General features: G+C 49.0%; 17 protein-coding genes. 8 read left to right on the top strand and 9 right to left on the bottom strand.

Annotated elements, in window-relative coordinates; genetic code table 11:
- Position 1: 1 nt before the first annotated feature.
- The 4 genes from JWZ98_RS01265 to JWZ98_RS01250 are packed head-to-tail and all read right to left on the bottom strand — an operon-like array spanning position 2 to position 2,812.
- Complete coding sequence (locus JWZ98_RS01265; protein ID WP_084153287.1) at positions 2 to 559, bottom strand: pilus assembly protein PilP; 558 nt, start codon at positions 557 to 559, stop codon at positions 2 to 4.
- Positions 556 to 1,182 (bottom strand): type 4a pilus biogenesis protein PilO, encoded by a 627-nt coding sequence (locus tag JWZ98_RS01260; protein ID WP_033156771.1) that lies wholly within the window; start codon positions 1,180 to 1,182, stop codon positions 556 to 558. The genes JWZ98_RS01265 and JWZ98_RS01260 overlap by 4 nt, the downstream gene beginning before the upstream one ends.
- A complete protein-coding gene (locus tag JWZ98_RS01255; protein ID WP_205452712.1) occupies positions 1,179 to 1,751 on the bottom strand; it encodes a PilN domain-containing protein in 573 nt (190 codons plus the stop codon). The genes JWZ98_RS01260 and JWZ98_RS01255 overlap by 4 nt, the downstream gene beginning before the upstream one ends.
- The gene (locus JWZ98_RS01250) at positions 1,751 to 2,812 is read right to left on the bottom strand and encodes a pilus assembly protein PilM (protein WP_020483743.1); all 1,062 of its coding nucleotides are present in this window, start codon (positions 2,810 to 2,812) and stop codon (positions 1,751 to 1,753) included. The genes JWZ98_RS01255 and JWZ98_RS01250 overlap by 1 nt, the downstream gene beginning before the upstream one ends.
- A 210-nt stretch (positions 2,813 to 3,022) precedes the next feature.
- Here JWZ98_RS01250 and JWZ98_RS01245 point away from each other — a divergent pair, with 210 nt between their 5' ends.
- Positions 3,023 to 5,386, top strand: coding sequence for a penicillin-binding protein 1A (locus JWZ98_RS01245; RefSeq protein ID WP_205452711.1), 2,364 nt, complete (start codon positions 3,023 to 3,025; stop codon positions 5,384 to 5,386).
- 71 nt (positions 5,387 to 5,457) lie between these two features.
- Here JWZ98_RS01245 and rpmE read toward each other — a convergent pair whose 3' ends face one another.
- Together rpmE and JWZ98_RS01235 are read right to left on the bottom strand one after the other, a co-directional pair.
- On the bottom strand, positions 5,458 to 5,658 hold the full coding sequence (gene rpmE / locus JWZ98_RS01240; RefSeq protein WP_081607938.1) for a 50S ribosomal protein L31: 201 nt from the start codon (positions 5,656 to 5,658) through the stop codon (positions 5,458 to 5,460).
- Positions 5,659 to 5,951: 293 nt separating this feature from the next.
- Entirely contained in the window at positions 5,952 to 7,259 is a 1,308-nt protein-coding gene (locus JWZ98_RS01235; protein ID WP_240348168.1) for an MFS transporter, read from the bottom strand.
- 128 nt (positions 7,260 to 7,387) lie between these two features.
- On the opposite strand from JWZ98_RS01235, the gene JWZ98_RS01230 reads away from it, so the two are divergent.
- Positions 7,388 to 7,597: a hypothetical protein gene (locus JWZ98_RS01230; RefSeq protein WP_205452709.1), complete on the top strand. Its 210-nt coding sequence runs from the start codon at positions 7,388 to 7,390 to the stop codon at positions 7,595 to 7,597.
- Here the strand turns inward: JWZ98_RS01230 and nhaD are convergent.
- Positions 7,594 to 8,901, bottom strand: coding sequence for a sodium:proton antiporter NhaD (gene nhaD, locus JWZ98_RS01225; protein ID WP_225587310.1), 1,308 nt, complete (start codon positions 8,899 to 8,901; stop codon positions 7,594 to 7,596). The genes JWZ98_RS01230 and nhaD overlap by 4 nt on opposite strands.
- A 212-nt stretch (positions 8,902 to 9,113) precedes the next feature.
- On the opposite strand from nhaD, the gene JWZ98_RS01220 reads away from it, so the two are divergent.
- Together JWZ98_RS01220 and JWZ98_RS01215 are read left to right on the top strand one after the other, a co-directional pair.
- Positions 9,114 to 10,766, top strand: coding sequence for a nitrite/sulfite reductase (locus JWZ98_RS01220; RefSeq protein ID WP_205452708.1), 1,653 nt, complete (start codon positions 9,114 to 9,116; stop codon positions 10,764 to 10,766).
- Entirely contained in the window at positions 10,753 to 11,208 is a 456-nt protein-coding gene (locus tag JWZ98_RS01215) for a DUF934 domain-containing protein (protein WP_205452707.1), read from the top strand. The genes JWZ98_RS01220 and JWZ98_RS01215 overlap by 14 nt, the downstream gene beginning before the upstream one ends.
- A 110-nt stretch (positions 11,209 to 11,318) precedes the next feature.
- Here the strand turns inward: JWZ98_RS01215 and JWZ98_RS01210 are convergent, their stop codons facing one another.
- Both JWZ98_RS01210 and JWZ98_RS01205 read right to left on the bottom strand, forming a co-directional pair.
- Complete coding sequence (locus JWZ98_RS01210) at positions 11,319 to 12,683, bottom strand: S41 family peptidase (RefSeq protein WP_205452705.1); 1,365 nt, start codon at positions 12,681 to 12,683, stop codon at positions 11,319 to 11,321.
- Between the two features lie 37 nt (positions 12,684 to 12,720).
- Positions 12,721 to 13,932, bottom strand: a complete 1,212-nt coding sequence (locus tag JWZ98_RS01205; protein ID WP_240348166.1) for a peptidoglycan DD-metalloendopeptidase family protein — start codon at positions 13,930 to 13,932, stop codon at positions 12,721 to 12,723.
- A gap of 390 nt (positions 13,933 to 14,322) precedes the next feature.
- Between JWZ98_RS01205 and JWZ98_RS01200 the strand changes: the two genes are divergently transcribed.
- The 4 genes from JWZ98_RS01200 to gpsA all read left to right on the top strand — a co-directional run bounded on the left by JWZ98_RS01200 (position 14,323) and on the right by gpsA (position 16,618).
- Positions 14,323 to 14,634, top strand: a complete 312-nt coding sequence (locus JWZ98_RS01200) for a metalloregulator ArsR/SmtB family transcription factor (RefSeq protein ID WP_033156780.1) — start codon at positions 14,323 to 14,325, stop codon at positions 14,632 to 14,634.
- Between the two features lie 179 nt (positions 14,635 to 14,813).
- Positions 14,814 to 15,104 (top strand): rhodanese-like domain-containing protein, encoded by a 291-nt coding sequence (locus tag JWZ98_RS01195; RefSeq protein ID WP_319961664.1) that lies wholly within the window; start codon positions 14,814 to 14,816, stop codon positions 15,102 to 15,104.
- A gap of 33 nt (positions 15,105 to 15,137) precedes the next feature.
- Complete coding sequence (gene secB / locus JWZ98_RS01190) at positions 15,138 to 15,611, top strand: protein-export chaperone SecB (RefSeq protein WP_171697287.1); 474 nt, start codon at positions 15,138 to 15,140, stop codon at positions 15,609 to 15,611.
- A 5-nt stretch (positions 15,612 to 15,616) separates the two neighbouring features.
- The gene (gene gpsA / locus JWZ98_RS01185) at positions 15,617 to 16,618 is read left to right on the top strand and encodes an NAD(P)H-dependent glycerol-3-phosphate dehydrogenase (RefSeq protein WP_205452701.1); all 1,002 of its coding nucleotides are present in this window, start codon (positions 15,617 to 15,619) and stop codon (positions 16,616 to 16,618) included.
- The last annotated feature ends 203 nt before the right edge of the window (positions 16,619 to 16,821 follow it).

Raw genomic sequence — 16,821 nt, 5'->3', positions numbered from 1 at the left:
TCTATAACCCTTTTTCATCGGCCAATGCTAGTGAAGACTGTTGTTCGCGCCAAGTGCCCGGTTTATCAGGTACGATTTCCATTAGCTCTATTTTGTCGTCAAGAATACGCAGTATCTTGCCGTAATTTTGCCCCATGTGATGCCCAACCTGTACGCGGTGGATAGTCCCATCTCTAGCTCTTACCAAACCCCAATAGCCTTTGTCGTTACGTAGCGTTCCAACCATGCGCAGACTGTCCAGAGGGTAGGCTTCCAACTCTTCCTTCCGGCGTTCTATATCAGGTCTAATACCGTTGATACCGGAGACGTCGACATTGCTATCGTCATCTTTTCTTTCAATTGACCTAAACGGATCCCTCAATCCATCGGGCTTGAATATAAACGATTCAACCACTTTAATTTCAGGCAAGGGTTCGATAGCGGCCTTGGGACGAGCTTTTACCTCTTCAATATATTTGGTCAAATCGCTGACATCGTCGCCACCGCATCCGACCATCCCAACCAAAAGCAAACTTAACATCGGCAGGGTCGGAAAAACTTTCACACCGACGCACCTCATTGCCCTCTCCTTTTCTTAGCAGCCGGTCCGCCAGCGGCTTGCGCTGTTTCGCCCTCGTTATAGGTTTTTATCGTTGCCGTCATGCTCATACCATCTTTGCCTTCTTTACCCATCGGCGTCATGACCACATCGTGCACCGTCACAATCCGGGGTAGGGAAGCTAAACCGCTGACAAATAATCCCAGCTCTTCATACTTCCCGACGACATGGATACCAATTGGTAATTCAGAATAAAACTCTCTGTTAATTTCGGTACTGGGTTGGAACAATTTAAACTCTAGGCCACTTGCCAATCCGGTTTGAGAAATATCAACCAACAAGCTGGCAACTTCAGCTTTGGTAGGCATCTGCTTCAGCATCTCACCTAGCGACGCTTCGATTTGATCCAGCTGATCGCGGTAATCCTGGAGATTGACAGCCTTTTTTTGCTTAACTTCAAACGCACTTTTCAAACTCTCTTCTTGTTTTTCAAGCACATCCAATTCATCCAACTGCGGCACCGTCACAAAGTAAATGCCAGCCGCCGCTGTTAATACCGCAAACATAAGAATGACGATGATTTTTAATGGCGTTGGCCAGCTGCCCGCCGAATTAATGTCCCAATTGATTTCAGACAAATTCATTTGACGGCTCCTGGTTGAGGCTTATCGGCCTTCTTACCTTGCTTGGCAGTTAGGGTGAAGTCATTCATCTGCCCATCCTTCTTACCCTCGCCCTTGATAACAGTCAGTACCGAGGTATTCATCCACGGCGAGTTATCGATAGCCCGCATATAAGCGGACACCCGCGCATTCGATTCCGCCTTCCCATCCAGCGTCAAAACCGCTCCTGCCTGGGCAAACTTCGTCAGGTAAATACCATCCGGCGTGGTTTTGGCCAATTCATCGAATAAATGCACCACTTCGGGACGACTTTCCTGCAACTTTTGGATGACTTCAATTTTGGTCAATAACCGGTTTTTCTTATCTTCAATTTCTTTGATTTCTTGAATTCGCTTATCCAAGATGGCTATTTCGTTTTGTAGTAGCGTGTTTCTGCGGGTCTGATACTCTTTGATCCCTTCGATATACATAAAGACCACGACCAAAATCAGTGCTGTCACCAAAATACCGGCACCAATACCCGCCACAAAATCCTGCTGCTTTTTTTTACGCAGCTCTTCTCGCCAGGGGAGTAAATTAATTCTTGCCATTAATCGAAACTCCTTAACGCTAAACCGCACGCTATCATCATCGCAGGCGTATCGTTGCTCAGACTTTGCGGTTTGACCCGATTAGAAAGCGCCATATTGATAAATGGATTGGCAATGTAAGACGGGATGCCGAGGTCGCGTTCCACCAATTTGTCCAAACCCGCGATTGACGCGCAACCACCGGCAAGTACCAAGGCATCGACGCCGCGATTGGCGCTAGAGGAAACAAAGAATTGCAACGATCTGGCGATTTGCTGCAACATGGCTTTTTTGAAGGGCTCCAGCACATCCGTGACGTAATTGTCCGGCAAGCCGCCGTGCTTTTTGGCCAAACCGGCTTCTTCATACGACAGGCCATAGCGGCGCTGAATCTCTTCAGTTAGCTGTTTTCCGCCAAAGCCCTGCTCCCGGGTATAAACAGTTTTACCTTCATGCAAAATGTTCAGAGAGGTCATGGTTGCGCCAATGTCGGCGATCGCAACAGTCATATTGCCGGCACCTTCCGGTAACTGATCCGCCAACAACGAAAACGCATTTTCCATCGCGAAAGCTTCCACATCGACGACGACAGCCTTAAGGCCGGCATAGGCCAGTGCAGCCACCCTGTCTTCAATGTTTTCCCGCCGAGAAGCCGCCAGCAACACATCAACCATATCCGGGTTATTTTTGGTGATGCCCTGGACTTCGAAATCGAGATTAACCTCGTCCAGCGAATAAGGAATGTACTGATCCGCTTCCACCATGATCTGCTCCTCCATGTCCCTGTCTGACAAGGAGGCGGGCATCGAAATGATTTTGGTCATCACCGAGGAACCGGCAACCGCAACGCTCGCCTGCTTTGCCCGAGTGCCGGATTGCTTGACCGCCGCTTTTATTACCGCGCCGATTTGCTCTATATTGGTGATGTTCTTATCGACTATCGCATCTTGAGGTAAGGGCGCCACTGAGTAACTTTCTACCCGGTAACGAGCACCGACCCGGCTCAATTCCAACAATTTAACCGCAGCTGTACTAATATCCACACCCAGCACAGCCGACGGATTCCTGCTCAACCAGCTCATGAATGAACCCTTTTTAGATCGAATATGATTGAATTTGGCTCAAGCATGCTCAGACGAGGTGCAGAACCCACATGGGTCAGAAGTATAGTAGGTTTTTTTAATTTCATCCTCTTAGATAAACCACTTTATAAGTAACTTTAGGTTGTTCCTATTATCAAAAGGGTTTATTTTGACCGGCAATTTGTATTTTAGCAGTGCGTTTGAATTTCAGTGCCCATTAAGAAAGCTCCCAAACCCAAGTCTCTGATCAAGACACTTTTTAAGTGGCTGGCCTTCTTCTTTTTCGCTTTTATCGGCACATTTCTGATCGCCACTTATTTTTTCCTAATCGAACTCGATAAGGAACTGCCGGACATCGACCAGTTACAACATGTTCAATATCAAATGCCGTTGAACATCTACAGCCAAGACAAGCTATTGATAGCTCAGTTTGGCGAGAAGCGCCGAATCCCGATCAACATTGAGCAAGTACCGCCGCTATTGATCAAGGCGTTTATCGCTGCGGAAGACGACCGCTTTTACAAACACAACGGCGTGGATTTCAAAGGCCTGCTGCGAGCGGTAAGCCAATTAGCCCTCACCGGCAAGAAGCGCCAAGGCGGCAGCACCATCACCATGCAAGTTGCCCGCAATTTTCTGCTGAGTAACGAAAAAACCTATTTACGTAAGCTCAAGGAGATCATTCTTGCCCTGAAAATAGAGCGGCAATATTCCAAAGATCAGATTATGGATCTTTATTTGAACAAAATTTATATGGGCCAACGCGCCTATGGCGTCGCAGCGGCCGCGCAAACCTATTATGGTAAAGATATTTCCGAGCTAGCCCTTCACCAGCAAGCGATGATTGCCGGTTTACCAAAAGCACCATCCATTTACAATCCGATCACCAATCCTCAGCGTGCCATAGAGCGGCGGAATTACGTGTTACGCCGAATGCTGGATTTAAACTATATAAGCCAGCGCGATTACGAAATTGCCGTGCAAGCAGTTGATAATGCGGAGATCCAGCCGATAAATGTGGAGCTACAATCGCCACACATCGCGGAAATGGTTAGACAGGAAGTCATGTCCAAGTATGGCGAAACCGCCTATACCTTGGGTTTGAAAATTTTCACCACCGTCCCTAGTCAATTTCAGTTAGCAGCAGAAGACGCTTTGCAAAAAACCTTGCATGAATATGACGAGCGCCACGGCTATCGCGGTTTTCCACATAAGAATGTACAAAAAAAGGGGATTCAAATTGAGGACACTGTTATTGGAGATACCCGGCAAGCCTTGGTAACAGCAGCAACAGATTCCGGTGTGGTCGCAACATTCTATGACCATACGCAGATCGACATAAGCTGGAAAAATATTGAATGGGCAAGACCGTACCCGGAAAAAAATATCGGCACCGGCAAAGCTTTTCTCAAACCCAACGACATCATCTGGGTCAGGCAGTTAGAAAATAACGAATGGGCACTCACGCAAATTCCGAGTGCTGAAGCTGCTTTTGTAGCGCTTAATCCCAACAATGGCGCGATTTTAGCTTTATGCGGCGGCTTTGATTTTTATCACAGCAAATATAACAGGGCTACGCAGTCCAAACGCCAGCCTGGCTCGGGATTCAAGCCTGTTATTTATACTGCTGCCTTGGAGAAAGGCTTCACCGCGGCCAGCATCATTAACGACGCCCCCATCGTAATCGAGGACCCTTCGCAAGAAAACGACTGGCGTCCGGAAAACTATAGCCACCGCTTTCTGGGGCCGACATCATTGCGGGTTGCGCTCCGGGAATCGATCAATCTGGTCTCAGTGCGATTGCTGCAGGATATCGGAATACCTCAGGCAATCGATACAGCCATGCGCTTTGGTTTCGATAAAGAACAATTACCCGGCACACTGTCTCTGGCTTTGGGTAGCGGCTATGCATCACCGTTGCGTATGGCGTCGGCCTACGCGGTCTTTGCCAATGGCGGTTTTTTGGTAAAACCCTACCTCATCGAACGCATCGAAGATCACAAAGGTAACCTGTTGTTCCAGGCCAACCCACCCCTGGCATGCGCCGATTGCCCCGACCAAGACCCACCGTCACCAAACCGCGCGCCGCGCGCTATTTCAGCAAAAATTAATTTCCTGGCAAACAGCCTGCTGAGAGATGTTGTACAGCGCGGCACGGCAACTCAGGCCAAACAATTGGGCCGTAACGATTTGGCGGGTAAAACAGGCACCACGAACGAACAGAGAGACGCTTGGTTTAACGGCTTTGCTACCGATATAGTGGCCTCTGCATGGATAGGCTTCGATAATTCATTACCGCTTGGACATGGCGAGACTGGCGGCAAAGCCGCCTTACCGATGTGGATTAAATTCATGAAGGCCGTACAACAAAACTTCCCGGAAAAACCATTAACGCAACCAACTGGGATTGTCCAGGCCTACATCAACCCAGCAGACGGGTTATTGCTAGATCAAGAAGCGAGGGGAGGCATTTGGGAATATTTCAGCGAAGAAACCGTACCAACGGCAAAATCGGCGCCAAAAGCTGAAGAACCCGAAGAGGATGAATTATTTGCAGAAGAAGCGTTATTTTAAAACACTTCGCATAACTGGGAAGAATCTGGCCGCCAGTTGACCGACGGCCGAGCAAGACTTCTCGAAAACTATTATTTCCCGAATTTTTTGCGGAATTTATCAACACGACCCGACGTATCAACGACGCGCTGTTTACCGGTATAAAACGGATGGCAAGAAGAACACACCTCAATGTGTAAATCCGAGGCCAGCACAGAACCGGTTTGAAAAGTATTGCCGCACCCGCAAGTTACAGTAATTTGTTTATATTCTGGATGTATTTCTGGTTTCATAGCGCTCACATACCCGTTCCGGGCTACATACTTGATAGAGAACTGCTTATGATACGATCTCGACAGGCAATCTGCAACACAAAAACAGTGTTAAACACTAACTCAACGCCTCAGACCATCACCGCTAATCACCAGTCCGCATCAATAACATATTAAAACCCCAGCAGGCAGTGCCGGATTGAACCGGCATCACGAACAGACGCTAAGAACAAGATAGCGCTTTTAAAAACCTACTAAACATTTCGTGTAATTTGCTATCAAATCAGGCGCTATCAATACTTTGATCACAAGAACTATCGCTTGATGTTCTGCACGCGCCAAAGCAGCAGCAATAGCAGCAGCGGCGGTAATGCGGTCAGGCCAGTAGCTACAAACGCAGTAGCATAGGCTCCGGACAACCCGTATATGGGCGTGAGCGTTTCGACCGCAACCCCGGAGAATCCTTTCAGGAATTTGCCAAGCAAAGCATAGGTTGACGACAGCATGGCGTACTGAGTGGCGGTGTAGCCCAAGCTGGTCAGGCTCGACATATAAATTACCAAGGCGACGCCCGCGAAGGACTGCGCAAAAGCATCGAGCGTCATGACTGCGACAAAAATCGCTGTGTCAGCGTTGACGCTGAGCAAGGCGAATGCCGCCGTGCCACACCCCTCGAACACAAGCCCCGCGATCAGCGTTGGTAACAGGCCGGACCGCACGGCACTGAGACCCGCTGAGGCAATACCAAAAAAGGTGGCAACCAGCCCAAACGAACCTCGCACCCAGGCCACCGTGTCCTTGGAAAGCCCGAGATCATGATAATACGGGTTGTACATTGGCCCCATCACGAAATCAGGCAGGCGATACAGCGCCACCATCAGCAGCATAAGGAGTCCTGCAACCTTGTGATTGACGAAAAAGTCGATAAACGGGCCGATGATCGCATCGGCGAGGCCGCGCAAGGTCCATAGAGGAGACTTCTGGCGCCGCACCACATCAGCGCGGGCTGGCTCAGAGGCACACAGGGTTGCTACGGTGCAAAGTGCCATCAATACCGCCATGGCAACATACGACATGCTCCACCCGACACGGGCCGCCGCAGCAATGATTAAGGCGTCAGTAATAATGAGAGCGATACGGTATCCGACCTGCGCTGCCGAAGTCATCAACCCCGCGTCGGCGTCGTCGGACGCGGATTCGATACGCCAAGCGTCGATGGCGATGTCCTGCGTGGCTGACGCGAAGGCCGTCAACAACGCGAAGGCACCAATAGCCACCAGCCCGCCTGCCGTCCCAACAGTGGCCATGCCCAGCAGCCCGACGGCGATCAATATCTGGCACAGCAGCATCCAGCCGCGACGACGCCCCAGACGGCCCAGCAGCGGCACATCGATATGATCCACCAGCGGCGACCAGTACACCTTAAAGGCGTACGCAAAGCCAACCCAGGACATGAAACCGATGGCAACCAGGCTCGTGCCATCGTCCCGCAGCCAGTAGCCGAAGGTGTTGGCCGTCAGCAGGAAGGGCAGGCCCGAAGCAAAGCCCAGCGCCAACATGACGGCCACCTTGGGCTGCTTGAGTTCATGCAACACTTCCAAAGCGGAGCGCTTGCGGCGCACAACGGGGGTTGATCGGGTTGCCGCGGACGGCTTATCAGCCGAATTAGGAGGGCCGTGCGTCGGTGTGCTCATGCAGGAATAGTACTCTAATCGAGTAAGGCCCTACGCCCACCAGAGTGAAAAAGCTTATGACCGATAGAGAACCCTGTCCATCGACCAGCCAAACCGATACAGGCGAAGAAACCAACGAGAAAGGAAGTCCGGCTGAAACCGAGAAATATCACACTCAGAACACGCCACTGCGCGTAAATAGAGAAAGCGCTACGCCAACTATTAATAGTCTTTGTCACGCGCCTTCCCTTACTTTATTGCAGTTCTATCAAAAATCGACGAATTAACCGTTTATCAGATAGTGGGTAACGATACTCGCCGCATAGCCTGCAGCGATAACCGGCGTCCATTTCAAGTGACTGAAGAAGGTGTATTTGTGATTGGATTGCCCCATCAACGCTACGCCTGCCGCAGAACCCACCGAGAACAATGAACCACCCACACCGGCAGTCAACGTGACCAACAACCATTGATACAAATCCATATCCAGATTCATATTCAGTACCGCGAACATCACCGGGATGTTATCAACTATTGCTGAAATAATACCGACCAGGATGTTGGCGGTGGTTTGACCCAAGCCGTCGTACATCGCGCCGGACAACAATTCGAGGTACCCGATATAACCTAAACCACCTACCGCGAAGACCACACCAAAGAAGAACAGCAACGTATCCCATTCAGCTTCCTTTACGCGATCAAATACATCAAGATGCACCGCATCAGCTGAGGCGAAGCGCATCTTTATGTAGTAGATGAATAACATCAATATGGACAACCCTGCCATCATGCCCATGAACGGTGGCAAATGCAGAAATTGTTTGAAGCTGACGGCCAAACCGATGGTAACGCCGAACAAACCACAAACCACCCAACCACCGGGCTTCAATTCAACAGCGGCCTCGTTGGTTGCTTTTGGCTGACCACTTGGAATCGCTTGCGCCATGAAAAAGGCGGGCACGACGAAATTGACGACAGAGGGAATGAACAACTTGAAGAAATCGAAAAACTCAGCATAACCGGCTTGCCACACCATCAAAGTAGTGATGTCACCGAATGGGCAAAACGCGCCACCGGCATTTGCCGCGATCACCAAGTTGACGAAACCGATAGAGACGAATTTTTCGTTATCCGCGCCCACCGCCATCACCACGGCGCCGACCAACAGCGCAGAAGTCAGGTTGTCAGCAACCGAAGACAGGAAGAAGGTAATGATGCCGGTGATCCAGAACAATTGCTTGTAGCCAAATTGTTTACGAATCAACCAGGAGCGTAGCGCTTCAAACACATTACGTTCCGCCATGGTGTTGATATAGGTCATCGCCACCAGCAAGAACAACATCAACTCTGCGTACTCTTTCAAATCATGTTCGAAAGCTTTATGCAGTTCTTCACCGGAAACACCGGCCTCTTGAGCCAATATCGCCACATGCCCCCAAATGACAGCAGCGGCAAAGATAACCGGCTTGGATTTACGCAAATGCGTAAATTCTTCTGCCATCACAAATCCATAGGCCACCAAAAAGATCAGAACGGTATAAATGCCCCGCTCCGTTCCGGTTAAGCCGAGATTGTGAAACTCTTCAGCCATGGCAATTTCCGGCAAAAACAGCAAGCCGGCCAAAATTAACAGTAAGCGCAACAAGATAGCCCCCTTTATCCTCTATGTTTTAGTCATTATTGAAAGCGGAAAAAACTAACCGGGCATGTTATCACCATACAATATTCTTTGTCATTTAATCCCGGCCAGTATATTATTCAGATACCTAGCAAAATAGTATGTAAACTAAGCATCGCCTTTAAATGTATCAATATAACAAGCAAGATCAAACACTTATCGAAGAGCGCGTCAATGAGTTTCGCGGTCAAACCCAACGCTTTTTAAGCGGCGAACTCGGCCCCGACCAATTTAGAGCCTTGCGGCTGATGAACGGCTTGTACGTGCAAACCCATGCGCCGATGCTCCGTGTCGCAGTGCCGTATGGATTGCTATCATCAAAGCAATTACGCAAACTGGCTTCCGTCGCACGAGACTACGACAAGGGATATTGTCATTTCACAACCCGCCAAAACGTGCAATACAACTGGCCGGAACTTAGTCGAGTGCCCGACCTGCTTGCCGAACTGGCAACCGTGCAAATGCATGCCATTCAAACCAGCGGCAACTGCCTGAGAAATACCACCTCAGACCCCTTAGCGGGCATTTGCAAAGACGAGATTGAAGATCCGCGTCCCTACTGCGAAATCATTAGACAGTGGACGACGCTGCATCCGGAATTTGCTTATCTGCCGCGCAAATTCAAGATCGCCGTTAGCGGTGCGACGCATGACCGCGCCGCCGTGCAATTTCATGACATTGGCGTCTACATCGTCAAAAACGATGCTGGCGAAATTGGCTTCAGGATCCTGGCCGGCGGCGGCCTAGGCAGAACTCCCATCATTGGCCAAACCGTTAGACCTTTTCTGGAAAAACAACATCTGCTTTCTTATTTGGAAGCGATCTTACGGGTCTACAACCTATTCGGCAGACGCGACAACAAGTATAAAGCGCGCATCAAAATCCTGGTCAAAGAAACCGGATTGGAGAAGTTTACCGCCATGGTCGAAAAGGAATGGCTGCGCATTAAGGAAGATATGATCCTGAGCAATGAACGCATTGAGGAAATCAAAGCGCAGTTTTTACCACCCGCTTACGATCCTAGCGCTGCGGATGACAACGCCCTGACGGCGCAGTTGGCCGGCAACGCCGATTTTGCGAAGTGGTTCAAATATAATACCGTCGAACACAAAGTGGCCGGCTATCGCGGCGTCTACGTTTCACTAAAAGCCCCGGATTCTCCTCCAGGCGACATGACTGATAAACAGCTTGAAGCGGTAGCCGATTTGGCTGACCAATTCAGCTTTGGCGAAATTAGAAGTACGCATAGACAAAATTTGGTCTTGGCTGACGTGAAACAAGCCGACCTGTTTACAGTATGGCAGCAACTAAACGCCATCAAATTGGCTACACCCAACATCGGCACCGTCACCGACATGATCTGTTGCCCGGGCCTGGATTTTTGCTCACTGGCCAATGCCGGCTCTATTGGCGTAGCAAAGGAACTCAACGAAGCATTGGATGATTTGGATTACATACACGACATCGGCGACATCAAAATTAATATGTCTGGCTGCATGAACGGCTGCGCCCATCAAAGTGTCGGCCATATCGGCATTCTGGGCGTCGATAAACATGGTGAGGAGTGGTATCAAATCACCTTGGGCGGCTCTTCTGAAAACGAAGCAGCAATAGGCGAACGCCTGGGACCATCAGTTCCCAAAGACCAAATCACCTCGACCATCGCAACGATATTAGACGTTTACATCAAGCAACGCCTTGAAGACGAAGCATTTTTAGAGACCGTCAAGCGTGTTGGCCTGGAACCATTCAAAGAAAGAGTTTATGCAAATCATTAAAGATCGACAGTTGGTAGAAAACACCTGGACTTTTGTTGCCGACGACAATCCGTTACCAGAAAATGGTGACATTACAGTCACATTAGAGCGTTGGCTGACAGATAAAGAACAACTACTCAAACGCTCCAGCCAAACCGGCGTTCGGCTCATTCCCAGCGATCAAATTGAACCGCTGACTAACGACTTAAGCAAAATTGGCGTGATAGAACTTAATTTTCCGATATTCGGCGATGGCAGGCTTTTTTCGCAAGCACGCTTACTAAGGAGCCGCGACGGCTATCAAGGGGAAATTAGAGCCGTCGGCGATTATCTGCCTGATCAGGTATTTTATTTGGCGCGGGTGGGCGTGAATGCGTTTGAGTTTTCTGACCCAAACCATATTCAAGAGGCTCTGGCAGCCATGAACAATTTCTCAGTACGCTATCAGGCATCGACAAACTAAGCCAAAACCGGCGACTTGTCTTAAGTACCTGACAAGAAACAAAAGCCACACAATAAAAAACCCGCTTGACGAATATCGTCAAGCGGGTTTTTCTTTGCCCTATATCTGAGCTACTTTTTCATAATGCTGATACCTTTCAGCAGATTCAACGCTTCATGCAGAGGATAGTCGCGAATTTCCGCTTCTGAAGATTCGTTGTTATCGCCATCTTTTTCAGACGGGTCTTTCACATCATCTTTATCCTCTTCCTCGGATTTTTTCTCCGGCTTCGCGTTACCGTTAGTCAAGTGATGCGTCAGATCGGCTTCTTTAATCGACTCGATCTTGGCTTTTTCCAATGATTCCAGCTTAACTCTCGCCAAAGTCACATCAGGCTCGATGCCCTGCGCCTGAATTGAGCGACCGGAAGGCGTAAAGTACCGGGCTGTGGTCAACTTCACCGCCGCGCCATTGCTGGTCGGCAGAATGGTTTGCACCGACCCCTTCCCGAAAGATTTTTCACCCATGATGATGGCTCGTTTGTGATCTTGCAACGCACCAGCAACAATTTCCGATGCCGATGCCGATCCGCCATTAATCAACACCACAATCGGCGCACCATTAATAATGTCATCCGGTGTTGCACTAAAACGCATTTCTGAGTTTTTGATTCTGCCTTCGGTGTAAACGATCAAACCGGACTCGATAAACGCATCACTGACATCAACAGCAGCATTCAATACACCGCCGGGGTTGTTACGCAAATCCAACACAATACCTTTCAGAGGGCCTTCGTTTTCTTTTTTCAGCTCGTCGACCGCATCCAACAAACCTTGACCGGTACCGGATTGAAAACTACTGATCCTCAAGTAACCGTAATTTTTTTCCAGCAGTTTGTTTTTAACACTTTTGACTTTGATGATGTCGCGGGTCAAGGTAAATTTAAGCGGCGCTTCTTCGCCTTCCCGAACCACAGTCAACACGATGTCGCTACCTGGCTCGCCACGCATAATTTTCACTGCGTCAGCCAGAGTCATGCCTTTAACCGGCTTGTCATCCAGACGCACGATCAAATCACCCGCCTTGATGCCGGCGCGCTGAGCGGGCGTATCATCAATCGGCGAAACGACTTTAACAAAGCCATTTTCCATACCCACCTCAATTCCCAAACCGCCGAACTGACCAGTGGTGCCTTCTTGCAACTCTTTATATTCTTCGCTAGCCAAATAAGCCGAGTGCGGATCAAGGCCGGACAACATACCGCGAATCGCATCTTCCAACAGTTTTTTGTCGGATACAGGCTCGACATAATCCTGTTTGATACGCCCGAATATCTCGGTAAATGTCCGCAACTCATCAAACGGCAAAGCCTGTAAATCATCGACCTTGGTCGAAACAGGTGCTTCCTTTTCCGCCAGGACACTGCTGCACAAACTCAGCGTCGCACCCAAAATAAACCCGACCAATAAAATCACTATATTTCTGTTTTTTAGCATGTGTTTTAAAACTCCAACAACCTGTTCCTGTAAATGATTAACCCTTGCCCGGCTTACGGCACCATTGCTCGGGATCTATGGGCCGACCTTGTTTCCTGATGCCGAAGTACAATGCCGCATCAGCACGCCCCCCGCTACGTCCAACCGAAGCCAATGTCTCACCGGCTCTAACATGCTCTCCCACGCTTTTATGCAAACTTTGATTGAATGCATACAAACTCATATAACCCTTACCGTGATCAACAATGATCATCAAACCATAACCCCGCAACCAATCGGCGTAAACAACTCTCCCGGCATTGACCGCATGAATATCGGCGCCTTCGCGAGCGCTAATCACCACGCCGTCCCAGGTTGTTTCGTAGCGGCGACTGCCAAAACGATCCGTTATCGCCCCTTGCACCGGCCAAGGCAGCTTTCCTTGCAACTCGGAAAAAGAAAGACCCGTCGGTTCGCGAACAGGATTGACTTCGGATTTTTTTGGCGGCTCGGGTTGTTCGACAGGCTTTTCGTGCTTATCAAGCACGCGCTCCGGTGCAACCGCAGGTTCATTATCATCAGTTTTCTGCAATGATGCTACCAAGGCTTGCAATTTTTTCTCGTCACGCATCAAGCCAGCCAGCAGGGCGCTTTTCGACGCATAATCATGCTGAATGTCGGCAAGCAAGGCTTCTCGCTGTTTTTTCAGCGTCTGCATCGCCTCGGTTTCTTGTTGTTTCTTGTCGAGAGACACTTGCAATAACTGAGTTTCCGTGTCTTTTTGAGCTTCCAACTGCCGCAAAACCTTGAAATCCTCAGCCATGGCCTGAAGCTTTTGCAAGCGGGCCTTACTGATGTAATCGTAGTAAACCAACATGCGACTCGATAACGCCGGATTACGTTGGTTAAGAATAACTTTCAGCCCTTCTTTATCGCCACCCATCGCATAAAGCGACTTAATCAGCCCCTCAAGCTCCTTCTCCTGACTACGCATGTCTTTTTGCGTGGCAACGCTTTTATTACGCACTTCCTGCAATGCCTGTACTTGCTGCCTGATTTCAGCTTTGATAGCTCGCAGACTATTCGCAAGCTCCCCGTATTGCCGCTCCAGCTTTTGCAACTGCTCTAACAACCGAGACTTTTCAACCCCCAGGCTTTTGACGTCATCGCCAACTTGCTGGATTTGCGATTGCACTTCTACCAAGCTGCGGGCTTTTACGGGATCGCCCTTAGCCGGCACTGCGCAGACAATCGCAATCCAAGCGATCAAAAAATATTGGTAAACATGCATCGATTAGGCAACCGGCAATAACCATCCAATCATTGACGCGGAGAGCAGCAATAACGGCTTTGCTGGACTGACCATTTGTTACGGACTCCAAACATTAGTTTTGCGGACGTTAAGGCAGATAAAATTTGGCCTAGTCAAAAAACGAGCCAACCCAAGCAGCTCCGAGCTATTTTCCCAAGCCTCTAGCCGAGGGTATTGAACAATAAAGCCCACTCTGTTAGATTTGCTCACCTTTTATTGCGTTAGCGCAAGCGATTAAACCCACTTGCGCCGTAGCGACATTATACCAGCACAAGGATGTCGTCATAGCTCGAAAAGTGCCATTGCTCTCTCACTGCTCTTAACTTTTGCCACGATCATCGTTATTAAATGGAAGACAAAAACGATACCATCCTCTACGACGACAACGATATTAATCGGGCCGCGCGCTGCTTGAAAGCGATGTCTCATCCGTTGCGCCTGAAAATCCTTTGCGTACTCGGCAATAACTCGATTAGCGTACAAGAGATCGTTGAGCAAGTTGGCACGAGTCAAAGCAATATTTCCCAGCACTTGGCAATACTGCGAGACAAGGGCATTCTCGATTACAAAAAAGAAGCCAATCGGGTTTACTATTTTATCGACGATGAGCGTGTAACACACCTGATTCAAATGATGCGCAGCGTTTTTTGCGGCACGTAAACAGCATTCAATAACCACTAAAATAAACCCACGCGATGGACCAATATATAGAATTTGCCACCAATCACTATTTGCTAGCATTCTCGCTGGTATGCGTTATTTTTTTGCTAATCCAGGATTTGCTCGCGAACTCATTCAATAAGTACGAAAGCATTTCTCCGTTGATTGCAGTCACCAAAATGAACAGTGACGATGTCGTTGTGCTTGACGTGCGAGAAACCAACGAGTTCGCCAAAAGCCACATCGAAAACGCGATCAACATTCCCTTAGGCAAAGTAGAAGAACAACTGGGCTCTCTGGAAAAGCATAAAAATCATCCTATGATCGTGACCTGCCAGACTGGCGCCCGCTCGGTAGCCGCTTGCAAAACACTGACCAAAGCAGGATTTGAGCATGTATTCAATATGACGGGCGGAATGCAATCCTGGGAAGATAACAAGCTCCCCATCAAAGTCAGCAGTAAAAACTAAAGATTAATCAACCAACCTTAACAAGTAATCATCATGGCCGAAATCAACGCATCCAGCGAAAAGCAGTTCGCGATTCAAAAGATATATACCAAAGACATTTCTTTTGAAACCCCCAATGCTCCAAAAATATTCACGCAAAAGTGGGAACCCGCGCTGGATCTTAATCTCGGCACGCACGTTCAACCCATCGAAAACTCGATGTACGAAGTATCGCTGACATTAACTGTCACCGTAAAAATTGCCGACACAACGGCCTATTTAGTTGAAGTCAATCAATCCGGAATTTTTTCAATAGCCGGTTTCAGCGAACAAGAAATGGGACCAATGTTGGGTAGCTTTTGCCCCAACGTCTTGTTCCCTTATGCGAGAGAGGTCATTTCCGACCTAGTGAATAAAGGCGGTTTTCCACAGTTAATCTTGGCTCCGGTCAATTTCGACGCATTGTATATGCAGCACCTGCAACAAGCGCAAACCCAACAGGAACCTGAAGCTAAAACGCTAAATTAAGCGGAATGCCACCATCTATCAGTATCCTTGGTGCCGGCTCATGGGGAACAGCTTTAGCGGTACAGGCAGCCAGAAATGGCTGCAATACCCTGTTGTGGGGCCATAATCCCAAACACATAGCCACATTAAAGCAAACCGGCGAAAATGCACGCTATTTACCCGGCATCCATTTTCCAGAAAACCTGCAATTCACCGACAATCTTGCGGAAGCCGTGGGGTTCAGCGCGGTATTGCTTATTTCGGTCCCCAGCCACGCCTTTAGGGACTTATTGGCGCAAATCAAACCCACGCTCAGTGAAAGCTCCCGCATCGCATGGGCCACCAAGGGTTTCGATTCCCAAAACGGCGCCTTGTTAAGCGAGGTGGCGGCGCAAATACTGGGGGCGGATATCGAATGCGCCGCACTCTCCGGCCCCACATTTGCCCAAGAAGTAGCCGCCGACCTACCAACCGCACTCACCATCGCCTCTAACTCGGAAGGCTTCGCGACCCAACTTAGCGAACGATTGCACAACCAACGATTTAGGATCTACACCAGCAACGATATTATCGGCGTTCAGGTAGGCGGAGCCTGCAAAAATGTTTTGGCAATCGCGGCAGGCATAGCCGACGGCCTTGGCTTTGGCGCTAACACACGGGCAGCACTAATCACTCGCGGTCTAACGGAAATTATGAGACTAGGCATCAAGCTTGGCGGCCAAGCCGACACTTTTATGGGCCTAGCCGGTCTGGGCGACCTGATTTTGACTTGTACCGACAATCAATCCAGAAACCGCCGCTTTGGCTTGGCATTAGGCCAAGGCAAAGACCAAAGGTACGCATTAAGCGAAATCAATCAGGAAGTCGAAGGCGTATCCGCAGCCCGAGAAGCGCACCGTTTATCGCAAAAATACGGTGTCGAAATGCCAATCACCGAACAAGTTTACAAAGTCTTATTCGAACAACTCTCCCCCAAACAAGCCGTCCAAAACCTGCTGACACGCGATCAAAAGCCGGAAAGTTTGTAAATTTCGTCTGAAATAGCCCAACGATATCAATCTAAGGGCTCTACCACTATTTATCCCAAACCACAGTCGCCAACCTTTTGCTCAGCAAAACCAGCCTTACCGCTAACCGTCCAAACAGCTTGCTACAGCAAACCGCGTGCAAAAAGTGAGAATTAGCACCTAATAATTGCAATTCACATCAAAAACCATCATTAACTTTTTGA

Origin of the sequence: Methylomonas sp. EFPC1, assembly GCF_016925515.1 — a bacterium.
In the GTDB taxonomy this organism is placed as follows: Bacteria; Pseudomonadota; Gammaproteobacteria; order Methylococcales; family Methylomonadaceae; genus Methylomonas; species Methylomonas defluvii.
This window is presented reverse-complemented; position numbering and strand designations above follow the sequence as displayed.

What these genes read in the sequence shown, in the direction of transcription:
- secB (WP_171697287.1), top strand. Translation starts at nt 15,138, where the DNA reads ATGGCCGAAATCAACGCATCCAGCGAAAAGCAGTTCGCGATTCAAAAG.
- JWZ98_RS01200 (WP_033156780.1), top strand. Translation starts at nt 14,323, where the DNA reads ATGGAAGACAAAAACGATACCATCCTCTACGACGACAACGATATTAAT.
- JWZ98_RS01230 (WP_205452709.1), top strand. Translation starts at nt 7,388, where the DNA reads ATGACCGATAGAGAACCCTGTCCATCGACCAGCCAAACCGATACAGGC.
- gpsA (WP_205452701.1), top strand. Translation starts at nt 15,617, where the DNA reads ATGCCACCATCTATCAGTATCCTTGGTGCCGGCTCATGGGGAACAGCT.
- JWZ98_RS01260 (WP_033156771.1), bottom strand. Translation starts at nt 1,182, where the DNA reads ATGAATTTGTCTGAAATCAATTGGGACATTAATTCGGCGGGCAGCTGG.
- JWZ98_RS01220 (WP_205452708.1), top strand. Translation starts at nt 9,114, where the DNA reads ATGTATCAATATAACAAGCAAGATCAAACACTTATCGAAGAGCGCGTC.
- nhaD (WP_225587310.1), bottom strand. Translation starts at nt 8,901, where the DNA reads ATGGCTGAAGAGTTTCACAATCTCGGCTTAACCGGAACGGAGCGGGGC.
- JWZ98_RS01195 (WP_319961664.1), top strand. Translation starts at nt 14,814, where the DNA reads ATGAACAGTGACGATGTCGTTGTGCTTGACGTGCGAGAAACCAACGAG.
- JWZ98_RS01265 (WP_084153287.1), bottom strand. Translation starts at nt 559, where the DNA reads ATGAGGTGCGTCGGTGTGAAAGTTTTTCCGACCCTGCCGATGTTAAGT.
- JWZ98_RS01255 (WP_205452712.1), bottom strand. Translation starts at nt 1,751, where the DNA reads ATGGCAAGAATTAATTTACTCCCCTGGCGAGAAGAGCTGCGTAAAAAA.
- JWZ98_RS01250 (WP_020483743.1), bottom strand. Translation starts at nt 2,812, where the DNA reads ATGAGCTGGTTGAGCAGGAATCCGTCGGCTGTGCTGGGTGTGGATATT.
- JWZ98_RS01210 (WP_205452705.1), bottom strand. Translation starts at nt 12,683, where the DNA reads ATGCTAAAAAACAGAAATATAGTGATTTTATTGGTCGGGTTTATTTTG.
- rpmE (WP_081607938.1), bottom strand. Translation starts at nt 5,658, where the DNA reads ATGAAACCAGAAATACATCCAGAATATAAACAAATTACTGTAACTTGC.
- JWZ98_RS01215 (WP_205452707.1), top strand. Translation starts at nt 10,753, where the DNA reads ATGCAAATCATTAAAGATCGACAGTTGGTAGAAAACACCTGGACTTTT.